The 11665-nt window shown below is 61.9% G+C and carries 11 protein-coding genes; 3 read left to right on the top strand and 8 right to left on the bottom strand.

What is annotated here, in order from left to right:
* The 3 genes from CAF76_RS16665 to CAF76_RS16675 form a co-directional block, all read right to left on the bottom strand.
* On the bottom strand, nt 1-1716 hold the full coding sequence (locus CAF76_RS16665) for a proline--tRNA ligase (RefSeq protein WP_039771325.1): 1716 nt from the start codon (nt 1714-1716) through the stop codon (nt 1-3).
* Between the two features lie 115 nt (nt 1717-1831).
* Nucleotides 1832-3391 carry an AmpG family muropeptide MFS transporter gene (locus tag CAF76_RS16670; RefSeq protein WP_011332760.1) on the bottom strand — a complete coding sequence of 520 codons (1560 nt, stop codon included), beginning with the start codon at nt 3389-3391 and terminating at the stop codon, nt 1832-1834.
* Between the two features lie 43 nt (nt 3392-3434).
* Nucleotides 3435-3776, bottom strand: a complete 342-nt coding sequence (locus CAF76_RS16675) for an MGMT family protein (protein ID WP_256579625.1) — start codon at nt 3774-3776, stop codon at nt 3435-3437.
* Between the two features lie 177 nt (nt 3777-3953).
* On the opposite strand from CAF76_RS16675, the gene CAF76_RS16680 reads away from it, so the two are divergent.
* Complete coding sequence (locus CAF76_RS16680) at nt 3954-4961, top strand: DUF481 domain-containing protein (protein ID WP_064593901.1); 1008 nt, start codon at nt 3954-3956, stop codon at nt 4959-4961.
* A 118-nt stretch (nt 4962-5079) separates the two neighbouring features.
* Here CAF76_RS16680 and CAF76_RS16685 read toward each other — a convergent pair whose 3' ends face one another.
* Entirely contained in the window at nt 5080-5289 is a 210-nt protein-coding gene (locus CAF76_RS16685) for a cold-shock protein (RefSeq protein ID WP_002554837.1), read from the bottom strand.
* Nucleotides 5290-5642: 353 nt separating this feature from the next.
* Between CAF76_RS16685 and dcd the strand changes: the two genes are divergently transcribed.
* A complete protein-coding gene (gene dcd, locus CAF76_RS16690) occupies nt 5643-6209 on the top strand; it encodes a dCTP deaminase (RefSeq protein WP_007954988.1) in 567 nt (188 codons plus the stop codon).
* Nucleotides 6210-6315: 106 nt separating this feature from the next.
* The gene (locus CAF76_RS16695; protein ID WP_085647833.1) at nt 6316-6525 is read left to right on the top strand and encodes a hypothetical protein; all 210 of its coding nucleotides are present in this window, start codon (nt 6316-6318) and stop codon (nt 6523-6525) included.
* A 39-nt stretch (nt 6526-6564) separates the two neighbouring features.
* Here the strand turns inward: CAF76_RS16695 and pdeM are convergent, their stop codons facing one another.
* From pdeM to CAF76_RS16715, 4 genes are read right to left on the bottom strand one after another with little or no spacing between them, the layout of a single operon-like run.
* The gene (gene pdeM, locus CAF76_RS16700) at nt 6565-7221 is read right to left on the bottom strand and encodes a ligase-associated DNA damage response endonuclease PdeM (RefSeq protein ID WP_085647834.1); all 657 of its coding nucleotides are present in this window, start codon (nt 7219-7221) and stop codon (nt 6565-6567) included.
* Nucleotides 7218-9707 carry a ligase-associated DNA damage response DEXH box helicase gene (locus CAF76_RS16705; RefSeq protein WP_085647835.1) on the bottom strand — a complete coding sequence of 830 codons (2490 nt, stop codon included), beginning with the start codon at nt 9705-9707 and terminating at the stop codon, nt 7218-7220. Before CAF76_RS16705 ends, pdeM begins: the two co-directional genes overlap by 4 nt.
* 59 nt (nt 9708-9766) lie before the next feature.
* Nucleotides 9767-10531 carry an ABC transporter ATP-binding protein gene (locus tag CAF76_RS16710; protein ID WP_039771333.1) on the bottom strand — a complete coding sequence of 255 codons (765 nt, stop codon included), beginning with the start codon at nt 10529-10531 and terminating at the stop codon, nt 9767-9769.
* Between the two features lie 13 nt (nt 10532-10544).
* Nucleotides 10545-11663 carry a succinylglutamate desuccinylase/aspartoacylase family protein gene (locus CAF76_RS16715; protein WP_085647836.1) on the bottom strand — a complete coding sequence of 373 codons (1119 nt, stop codon included), beginning with the start codon at nt 11661-11663 and terminating at the stop codon, nt 10545-10547.
* Nucleotides 11664-11665 lie beyond the last annotated feature (2 nt).

Consider the following 11665-nt stretch of genomic DNA (forward strand, 5'->3'; position numbering starts at 1 on the left):
TCAGCGGCGGATACGGGCCTGAAGGAAGGACAGCACGTCGGCAACCGGCAGCGCTTGCGCCTGGCCTTCGGTACGGCTCTTGTATTCCAGGTTGCCTTCGGCGAGGCCGCGGTCGCTGACCACGATCCGGTGCGGAATGCCGATCAGCTCCATGTCCGCGAACTTGATGCCCGGGCTGGTTTTCTTGTCGCGGTCGTCCAGCAGCACTTCGAAGCCGGCCGCGGTCAGTTCCGCGTACAGCTTGTCGGTGGCTTCACGCACCAGCTCGGTTTCATAGCGCAGTGGCACCAGAGCGATCTGGAACGGTGCCAGGGCGTCGCTCCAGATGATGCCGTTCTCATCGTTGTTCTGCTCGATGGCGGCAGCCACCACGCGGGACACACCGATACCGTAGCAACCCATTTCCAGGGTCACCGGCTTGCCGTTCTCGCCCAGCACTTCGCACTTCATCGCCTTGCTGTACTTGTTGCCCAGCTGGAAGATGTGCCCGACTTCGATGCCGCGCTTGATTTCCAGGGTGCCCTTGCCGTCCGGGCTCGGGTCGCCGGCCACGACGTTGCGCAGGTCGGCCACGGTCGGAACCGGCAGATCACGCTCCCAGTTCACGCCGAAGTAGTGCTTGTCGTCGATGTTGGCACCGATGGCGAAGTCGCTCATCAGCTCCACCGAACGGTCGATGATGATCGGTAGCGGCAGGTTCAGCGGGCCGAGGGAGCCGGCGCCGGCGCCGATGGCGTCACGCAGTTCGGCATCGGAGGCCATGACCAGCGGGCTGGCAACGCCTGGCTGGTTGGCAGCCTTGATTTCGTTCAGCTCGTGGTCGCCGCGAATGATCAGGGCGATCAGCTTGCCTTCTTCTTCGGCGTGCACGATCAGGGTCTTGATGGTCTTTTCGATCGGCAGATTGAATTTTTCCACCAGGGCCGCGATGGTCTTGGTGTCTGGCGTATCGACCAGACGCAGCTCTTCGCTTGGCGCGGCGCGCGAGGTTTCACGCGGCACGGCTTCGGCTTTCTCGATGTTCGCTGCGTAGTCGGAACCGTTGCTGAAGACGATATCGTCTTCGCCGGACTCGGCCAGCACGTGGAATTCGTGGGAGCCGGCACCACCGATCGAACCGTTGTCGGCTTCCACCGGACGGAATTTCAGGCCCAGGCGGGTGAAGATGTTGCAGTACGCTTCGTGCATGCGGTCATAAGTGATCTGCAGCGACGCCTGATCCGCATGGAACGAGTAGGAGTCCTTCATGATGAATTCGCGACCGCGCATCAGGCCGAAGCGTGGACGGATCTCGTCACGGAATTTGGTCTGGATCTGGTACAGGTTGATCGGCAGCTGTTTGTAGCTGCTCAACTCGTTGCGCATCAGATCGGTGATCACTTCTTCGTGGGTCGGGCCCGCGCAGAAATCACGACCGTGGCGGTCTTTGATGCGCAGCAGCTCAGGGCCGTATTCTTCCCAGCGCCCCGATTCCTGCCACAGCTCGGCCGGTTGGGTGCTCGGCATCAACACTTCCAGAGAGCCGGCGGCGTCCATTTCTTCACGAACGATGGCTTCCACCTTGCGCATCACTCGCAAGCCCATCGGCAGCCAGGTGTACAGGCCCGAGGCGAGTTTGCGGATCATGCCGGCGCGCAGCATCAGCTGATGGCTGATCACGACCGCGTCGGAAGGCGTTTCTTTCTGTGTGGCGAGCAAAAATTGACTGGTGCGCATGGTTGGCCGTTGTCGGTTGCTATGACTGGAAATGACGGAGCAGTGTAACGGCGAGATCCGCCGACGTACAGAAGTGCAGCCCCGGCGCAAACCCTCTCGCCGGGTGCGAGATGTCTTACGATTCTTCCACGACGGAGGTCGGTGCAGGTTCCGGGGTCGGCGTCGGGCCTTCGCGGCGGCTTTCCTGGAACCAGTGCAGGGCGATCAGCACCAGGGTCGGAACGCCGAGCAGCGCGGTGATCAGGAAGAAGTTGTGATAACCGAACTTCTCCACCATCACCCCGGAGTAGCCGCCGATCAGGCGTGGCAGCAGGAGCATGATCGAGCTTAGCAGCGCGTACTGGGTGGCGGAGAACTTCAGGTTGGTCAAGCTCGACAGGTAGGCGACGAACGCCGAGGTGGCCAGGCCGGAGCTGAAGTTGTCGAGAGAGATCGTCACCACCAGCATCTGCAGGTTCGGGCCCATGTCGGCCAGCATCAGGAACAGCAGATTGGTGCCCGCCGACGCGGCACCGCCGATGAACAGGATCGGCAGGATGCCGAAGCGCACGATCAGCAGACCGCCCATGCCGGCGCCGACGAGGGTCATGATCAGACCGAAGATCTTGCTGACGCTGGCGATCTGGTCCTTGGTGAAACCCTGGTCGATATAGAACACGTTGGCCATCACGCCCATCACCGTGTCGGACATCCGATAGGTGGCGATCAGGCCGAGCAGCAGCAACGCCTGCCAGCGGTAGCGCAGGATGAAGTCGTTGACCGGCGTCAGCACTGGCGCCAGACCGCGACGGCCCATGGCCGAGAGGCACAGGCAGGTCAGCGTGGTGTAGAGAATTGCGCGCAGGAACGCCCGGTCTTCCAGCAGCAGGTCCAGCGGGCTCATGTCGCCAAACAGCACGCTGGCGAAATCGGTGTTGTAGAGCTGGGTGAACATGGCCGGCACGGAGACCAGCAAAATGATCAGCACGAACACCGACATCAACTGATGCATGAAGGTGTAACGCCCCGCCTGCAACTGGGTGCGCAACGGCACCGGCGGCTCGCGCATCAGCAGGGTGGTGAGCAGGGCAGGCACCATCAGGGCACCGAACAGCACGTAGGTGCCGGTCCAGGCCGAATGCTGGTACTTGAAGCCTGTAGAGCCGAAGCCCTCGGCGAAGAACAGCGCACCCGCGGTCGCGAGCAGGGCGGCGATCCGATAGCCGGACATATAGCTGGCGGCCAGCGCGGCCTGACGGCTGTCTTCGGCGATTTCCAGGCGATAGGCGTCGACCGCGATATCCTGGGTGGCGGAAGCGAACGCCACGACCACGGCGATGGCTATCAGCCAGGACAGGTGTTTCTGCGGGTCGCAAAAACCCATACCGATCAGGCCGAGGATTACCAGCGTCTGGGAGAGCACCAGCCACGAACGGCGGCGACCCAGCTTGCCCAGCAACGGCAGGCGCCATTGGTCGAGCAGGGGCGACCAGACCCATTTGAAGGCGTAGGCAAGACCGATCAGGCTGGCGTAGCCGATCGTCTCACGGGCCACACCGGCTTCACGCAGCCAGACCGAAAGTGTCGAGAACACCAGCATGTACGGCAGGCCGGCGGCGAAACCCAGCAACAACAGCACGAGCGTCGAAGGACTGGCATAGGCGGCGAGCGCGGCGCGCCAGGTTTTACGGGGCATGGGCTGAAGTCTGCCTCAAGATTGCGAAAACAAAGCGCGCACTCTAACCGCTGTGCTCTACCGGACGCCAGCCATGGCGCCGAATATCCACACGATTGTTCAGGACGGTGATGCCTTCCATACGCAATCGCGTCCGCTGTTCGTCCCCGGACGGGCTGCCCGCCGGCAGGCTGATCCGACCGCCGGCGCCGAGCACGCGGTGCCAGGGCAGTTTGGTGTCGCCGGGCAATTGGCTCAGGGTCCGGCCGACCCAGCGGGCGGCGCGCCCCAACCCCGCCAGTTCGGCCAACTGACCATAGCTGACGACTTTGCCCTCAGGCACTTGGGCGAGGGTGGAATAGAGTGCCGTGCGTCGGATTTGCGGATCGTTTTCGCAGGCATGCATCGGGTCTGTCACGTGCGCGGTTCCTGAACTTGATCGCGTTATGTGCTTAAGCGTAATCGGTGGATGGGCAATTGAGAAATGAACTCAACAGAATTAGCCGGGTCACTCCTTGTCAGGGAATTATTCCTACGGATAATGCCGACCCTTTTTTCGCAAACTTGAGTCTTCGATTCGCTTATGTTGTCCAGAACCCTGCTGTGCCTTGCTGTCTTCAGTGCGTCCACACCTTTGCTTGCCGACACCGTCTGGTTGAAGAACGGTGACAAGCTGAGCGGTAAAATCACGCTGTTCGACGGCGGCAAGTTGCTGGTCCAGACCCAGTACGCCGGCGCCGTCACCATCGACTGGAAGCAGGTCAAGACCCTGGAGAGCGATCAGGAACTGCTGGTCAAGCAGGACGCCTACAACGGCGAGAAGGCCAAGTCCCTGAGTGCTGCCGAAGATGGCAAGGTCACTCTGGCCAACGGCGAGGCGCCGAAAACCGTGGAGTTGGCGAGCATTCAGCAAATTCTCAAGCCGAAACCGGTGGTCGAGGATCTGGTGTGGAAGGGCAACGTCGATCTGGCGCTCGACTACCAGCGCGCCGAGAAAGATACCGACGACTACGATGTCGGCTTCAAGACCACTGCTCGTCACGGCCGCTGGCGCCATATCGCCGAGGGCGAATACAACCGCGAAGTGCAGGACGACGTGACCACCACCGATAACTGGCGCGCCGAGTACTCGCTCGACCGCTTCCTCACTGATCAATGGTTCTGGCAGGGGCGGTTGAACTACAAGCGCGATCACATCGAAGAGCTGGCGCGCCAGCGCGTGGTGGGTACCGGCCCGGGTTACCAGTTCTGGGATGACGAGCTGGGAGCGTTCTCCCTGGGTTCGCTGCTCAACCGAACCGATTACGAGTACCGCGATGGCAGCAAGGACAACTTCTATTCGGTCGCCATGAAGTGGGACTACAACCGCTACCTGATCGGCAAGAAGGTCGAGTTCTTCACCAATGGCGAAGTCGGCAAGCCACTGTCCGGCGTCGCCGATTACGCGCTGGATGCGGAAATGGGCTTGCGCTACAAAGTCACCGAGTGGGCCTCGCTCAACCTCAAGGCCGAACGCGACATCATCAGCGGCACCGAGGATGCGGACCTGAGCAAGACCCGCTACACCGCCGGTTTCGGCGTGGCCTGGTAAGCAACGCAAAAGATCGCAGCCTTCACGGGCTGCGATCTTTTTTTGCGCCCGGAAAAACAGACGCCCACAAAAAAGCCCCGCTTTTGAGGGCGGGGCCTTTTTCTAAAGAAGCTACAAGTTAGATAACTTGTACTTCTTCAGCTTGCATGCCTTTCTGACCGCGGGTAGCGATGAAAGAAACCTGTTGGCCTTCTTTCAGGCTTTTGAAGCCGTCGGATTGGATAGCTTTGAAGTGAACGAACAGGTCGTCACCGGATTGTGGAGTGATGAAGCCGAAGCCTTTTTCATCGTTGAACCACTTAACGGTACCGGTTTGGCGATTAGACATGGTGTAACTCCTTGAACAAAGATAACTGCGACTCAGGAAGAACCCTGGCCGAGACTGAGTGCAAAGAGCAGGAAAAATTCTTGTAGATGGTTGGATCGAAATTCAACATATCGTGTAGAGATTCTCAGTGACACAAGCAGCACAGTGGCGCCACCTTAACCCTTTTTCCGGAACGTGCCAATGCTTCTTGCGAAGGTTTCTCTGTTTTAGGGATCGACGGTGTGACGGTTCGTCGCGAAGCCGCGTAAATCCCGCACGTTCGGCGAGAATTGCACCCCGCACTTTGAACCCGGCGGCGCGCCCGGTAAGATGCCGGACAGATTTTTTCCACCTCGCTATTCAGGACACCCGCCATGAGCATCAAATCGGACAAGTGGATTCGCCGCATGGCGCAGGAACACGGCATGATCGAGCCGTTCGTCGAGCGCCAGGTACGCGGCAGCGACGACAGCCGTGTGATCTCCTACGGTGTGTCGAGCTACGGCTACGATGTGCGCTGCACCAATCATTTCAAGGTGTTCACCAACATCAATTCGGCCATCGTCGATCCGAAGAATTTCGACGCCGGCAGCTTCGTCGACGTCCACAGCGACGTCTGCATCATCCCGCCAAACTCCTTCGCCCTGGCCACGACCGTTGAGTACTTCCGTATTCCACGCAACGTCCTGACCATCTGCCTGGGCAAGAGCACCTACGCCCGCTGCGGCATCATCGTCAACGTCACCCCGCTTGAGCCCGAGTGGGAAGGCCAGGTGACCCTGGAGTTCTCGAACACCACCAACCTGCCGGCGAAGATCTACGCCAACGAAGGCGTAGCGCAGATGCTGTTCCTCGAATCCGATGAAGAATGTGAAGTCTCCTACAAGGACCGTGCCGGCAAGTATCAGGGCCAGCGTGGCGTGACGCTGCCGCGTACCTGATCCGTCCATCCGGCAGTTACCGGGAATTCTTCGGCGGGTAGACACTCTATGAGGTGTACTGCCCGTTTCGCGAACAGCGGGACGGGCCTTCGCCGAGGAGTGCTCCATGAAGATCGATCCGCAAATCACTGCCGAACTGGCAAGGCTCGAGCCCAATCAGGTTGGCGTAATGGCCTGGTCGTTGTTGGCACACCCACCCATCGCGACGGCCGGCGGAATCCCTCACCAGCCCGATCCCGATACCCCCAACGAAGAACCGACCGAGCCCGGCGAACCTACGTTGCCGGACAAACCGCCACCCGCGCCCGTCGCCTGATTTAACGTATGGCCCGTCGGCTGAATCCTGAACAGGACGTCAGCCGACGGGCCAAATTTCGTTGTCGCCAATGACAAAGATCCGACAGCTGTCTTCCTTCTCCACCGGATAACCGCCGGTGAAGGCGCCGAAGGCCGGCAACAGGCTGATGCGTTCCCCCAGCCTGAAACACGCCAGCCGCAAACGCTGGCGCCCCTTGCCGATCAATCGATAAACCGGGTGTACGTGCCCGGCGAGGACGTGCCGTTCAGGGTGCGGATCCGGCTCGTGCTGCAGCGAGAAGGGGCCCAGCAGCATGGGCTCCGGCACCACCCTGATATTCAGCGACTGCGGTGGATCGCCCGCCCGCTTGTCGTGATTGCCGCGAATCAGTGTGATGGGCAGATCCTTATGCCGTTCGCGCCACCGAGCCAATTCGTTCAAGGTGCCCGTGGCGTGGGAGCCGGGCCCGTGCAGAAAGTCCCCAAGAAAGATCAATTGCCGACATGGCAGTTTCGCCAGCAACTGCTCGATCACGGCAATGTTGCTGGTCGTAGTGCCCTGCGGCACCGGCTGCCCCAGGCGACGATAAGCGGCCGCTTTGCCGAAATGCACATCGGCAATCAGCAGCGTCTGCTGCGCCGGCCAGTACAGCGCCTTTTCCGGCAGCAACCAGAGGTCTTCGCCCGCCAGACGTACGGGATAGGGCGCGTTCATCGGGATTGGCCCTTGTCGGCGGTGTTCTCCAGATCGCCGACCATACGCCGGATGCGGTCAGCGAGTTTTTCCGAGCTCATGCTTTCGCGCATGCGTTCCACCAGCAATGGAAAGCCGAGCGGTGTCGGACGTTTGATCAAGTGCATATCGAGTTTCATCCGGTTGATTCGCTCCAGTGTCTGTTCCAGTCGACGAATATCCAGTTCTTCCCGCAGGACTTCTTCCCCAGCCTGGGCCAGCAGCAGGTTGCCGGCGTCGTATTGTTTGAACACTTCGAAGAACAGCCCGCTGGAAGCCTGGACCTGACGGGTACTTTTCGGCGCGCCGGGGTAACCGGCGAACACCAGTCCGGCAATCCGCGCAATTTCCCGAAACCTGCGCAGCGCCAGTTCGCCTGCGTTGAGGCTGGCAAGTACATCGCGCAATAAATCCTCAGGGCTGAGCAGGGCGCCATCCAGTTGCACAGACCAGTCAACGGGCGTGGCGCTGAGCAATTCCAGTCCGTAATCGTTGACCGCAATCGAGAAGGTCACAGGCAGGCGCTGACTGACCCGCCACGCCAGCAGGCTGGCCAGCCCCAGGTGCACCTGACGTCCGGCAAACGGATAGAGGAAAAGGTGCCAGCCTTCGCGGGATTTCAACACTTCGGCCAGCAGATTGTTGACGGTCGGCAGGCCTGACCAGCGCATCTGCGTTTCCAGCAGCGGTCGCAAGGCCTGCATTTCCGGGCCGGCAAACTCGCCTTGTGCCGCCGCGCTGAACCGGCTGACCACCGCTTCGGCCAATTCATTGGAGAGCGGCATGCGCCCGCCATTCCAGCGCGGCACCGCGGCTTTTTTCGCCGTGCTGCGTTTGACATAGGCGGTCATGTTTTCCACCCGCACCAGCTCCAGCAAGCGACCGGCGAACAGAAACCCATCGCCGGGTTTGAGGCGTGCGATAAAACCTTCTTCAACACTGCCCAGTTGTTTGCCGCCACCGCCCTTGCTCCAGAACTTCAGATGAATGCTGGCATCGCTGACGATGGTGCCGATGCTCATGCGATGGCGGCGCGCCAGGCGGGCGTCGGGGACGCGCCAGATTCCGTGCTCATCCGGCTCGACCCGGCGGTAATCCGGGTACGCCGTCAGCGACATCCCGCCGTGGCGTACGAAAGCCAGCGCCCAGGCCCAGTCCGCGAGCGTCAGGTCACGATAGGCCCAGGCGCCACGGACTTCTTCGTACAGCTCATCGGGAACAAAGCCACCGCCCAGGGCCATGCTGACCAGATGTTGCACCAGCACATCCAGCGGTTTGTGCGGTGACAGTCGCGGTTCGATCCGCCGCTGCGCTACGGCATCGCCGGCGGCTGCGGCTTCGATCAGCTCCAGGCTGTGGGTCGGCACCAGGGTGACCCGCGACGTTCTGCCGGGCGCATGCCCCGAACGTCCGGCACGCTGCATCAGCCGCGCCACGCCTTTGGCCGAGCCAATCTGCAGCACCCGCTCCACGGGCAGGAAATCCACCCCCAGATCCAGACTGGAAGTGCAGACCACGGCTTTGAGTTGGCCGTTCTTCAGCGCCTGTTCCACCCAGTCGCGAGTGTCACGGGACAGCGAGCTGTGGTGCAGGGCGATCAATCCGGCCCAGTCCGGCCGCGCTTCCAGCAAGGCCTGATACCAGATTTCCGATTGCGCCCGGGTGTTGGTGAACACCAGGCTGCTGGCGCAGACGTCCAGTTCGGCGACCACCTGCGGCAACATCTTCAAGCCGATATGCCCGGCCCAGGGAAAACGCTCGATGGCCGGTGGGAGCAAGGTGTCGACCTTGAGCGACTTTTCGCTTTGCCCCTGAATACTCACGCCACCGCCCTGTGGGATCAGCACCTGTTCGGCGTGGGACTGATTGCCGAGCGTCGCTGAAACGCCCCAGACGATCAGCCCCGGGTGCCAGCGGCGCAGTCGGGCGAGGGCCAGTTGCAATTGCACGCCGCGCTTGTTGCCGAGCAATTCGTGCCACTCATCCACCACGACCATGCGCAGCGTCGACAGCGCCGTTTGCGCGTCGGCACGGGCAAGCATCAGGGTCAGGCTCTCCGGGGTGGTGATCAGTGTGGTGGGCAGGCGCCGGTTCTGCCGGGCGCGTTCGCTGCTGCCGGTGTCGCCGGTGCGCAGGCCGACGCTCCAGGGGATCTGCAGATCGTCCAGCGGCGCTTGCAGGGCGCGCGCGGTGTCGGCGGCCAGCGCCCGCATCGGGGTGATCCACAACACGGTCAGCGGTTCGGCGGGTGGTTTGCGTTTACGGGTGGTTTCAGCAACAGGCCCGGAGCGGGCAAAGCGATTGAGCGCGGCAAACCAAACCGCGTAGGTTTTACCGGCGCCGGTGCTGGCATGCAGCAGGCCGGACTCGCCACGTTTGACCGCGGCCCACACCTGTTTCTGAAAGGCGAACGGCTTCCAGTCGCGGGCGCTGAACCAGTGTTTGGCGAAGTCGGTGGAAGTGCCCATGCCGGCGACGTGTGCTCTGAAGATGTTCCTTCAATGACCGCGCCGACCGGGCAATAGTTTTACTTGAGATTGCCGCTGAGAAATTGCTTCAGGCGTTCGCTCTTCGGATTGCCCAGCACCTCTTCCGGCGCGCCTTCTTCCTCCACCAGCCCTTGATGCAGGAACAGCACCTGGCTCGACACCTTGCGCGCAAAGCTCATTTCGTGGGTGACCATGATCATGGTCCGGCCTTCCTCGGCCAGGCCCTGAATCACCTTGAGCACTTCGCCGACCAGTTCCGGATCGAGCGCCGAGGTCGGTTCGTCGAACAGCATGACTTCCGGCTCCATCGCCAAAGCCCGGGCAATAGCCACCCGTTGCTGCTGGCCGCCGGAGAGGAACGCCGGGTACTGATCCGCCACCCGCGCCGGCAAACCGACCTTTTCCAGATAACGCCGCGCGCGGTCGTCGGCTTCCTGCTTGCTGCAACCCAGCACCCGGCGCGGGGCCATGGTGATGTTTTCCAGCACGGTCATGTGGCTCCACAGGTTGAAATGCTGGAACACCATCGCCAGGCGGGTGCGCAGGCGTTGCAGTTCATCGGCGTCGGCGACGTGCATGCCGTGGCGGTCGGTGACCATGCGGATCGCCTGGCCGTCGAGGCTCATCGCGCCGTCGTTGGGTTGTTCGAGAAAGTTGATGCAGCGCAAAAAGGTGCTTTTGCCCGAGCCGCTGGCGCCGATCAGGCTGATCACGTCGCCGGTCCTGGCCTTGAGCGACACGCCTTTGAGCACCTGATGGTCGCCATAGCTTTTGTGCAGGCCTTCAACGGTCAATTTGTACATGGGACAGGCATCCTCAAGGCGAAAGTAGATAGCCGCTGCGATAGGCTTCGGCGCCCGCGACGTGGGCGATCACCATCCCGGCGGTGGCCATGCGCCGCAGCGAGCGGGCATAGAGCAGACCGGAAGCGGTGCAATGGACTGGCGTAACCCGGTCGTTGATCGGGTCGATGATTTCGGCGATTTTCTGCCCGGCTTCCAGAAACTGGCCGGGCGTGGCGGTATAGACCAGCAGGCCGCCGACGGGGGTGGCCACCGGTTCCACGCCGGCCAGCGGTGTGGCGGGATGTGGCAGGGCCGGCAAGGCTTTGGGTTCGCCGACGATGGCGCCGAAATGGATCAGGTAATCGATCAGCGCCTGGCAATCGCGACTGGCCAGCGGATGGGTGACATCCCCCTGACCGCGCAACTCGACGGTGACCGAGAAACTGCCCAGCGGTATCTCGAAGTGGTCGCCGAAGCGCTCCTTCAATTGCCACCACAGCAGGGTGAAGCACTCATCGAACGACTGGCCGCCGGAGTCGGTGGCCAGCAGGCTCGCCTGGGATTCGATATAGCGCGCCAGCGGCTCGACCTGCGGCCAGGCCTCGGGCGTGGTGTAGAGATGAACCACGGATTCGAAATCGCAATGCAGGTCGAGCACCATGTCCGCATCGCAGGCCAGCCGTTGCAGGGTCAGACGCTGGGATTGCAGCTGAGTCGTGGCGGTGTGGCGGGCGAGGGCATTGCGCAGGCTGGCGCGGATCAGCTCGAGGTTGCGCTGCGGGTCGTCGCACAGCTGTGTTTCGATCTCGTTGCCGATTTCCTCGCTCAGGTCGACGAACCAGCGGTTGAAATTCTGTCCGCTCTCCAGTTCGTAGCGGCCCAGCGGCACGTCCATCAGCACCTGTTCGAGGCCGACCGGGTTGGCTACCGGCACCAGCACGATTTCGCTGCGCAGGCGGCCGGCGGCTTCCAGCTCCGCCAGACGCTGCTTGAGGTGCCAGGCCACGAGCATGCCGGGCAGTTCGTCGGCGTGCAGCGATGACTGGATGTAGATCTTGCCCTGGGCCTTGTCCGGGCCGAAATGAAAGCTGTGGATCTGTCGTGCGGTCCCCGGCAGCGGGGCCAGCAGGTCGTGTATCTGATGACGCATCT

It is taken from the genome of Pseudomonas sp. B40(2017) (assembly GCF_002112855.1).
GTDB classification, from domain to species: domain Bacteria; phylum Pseudomonadota; class Gammaproteobacteria; order Pseudomonadales; family Pseudomonadaceae; genus Aquipseudomonas; species Aquipseudomonas pharyngis.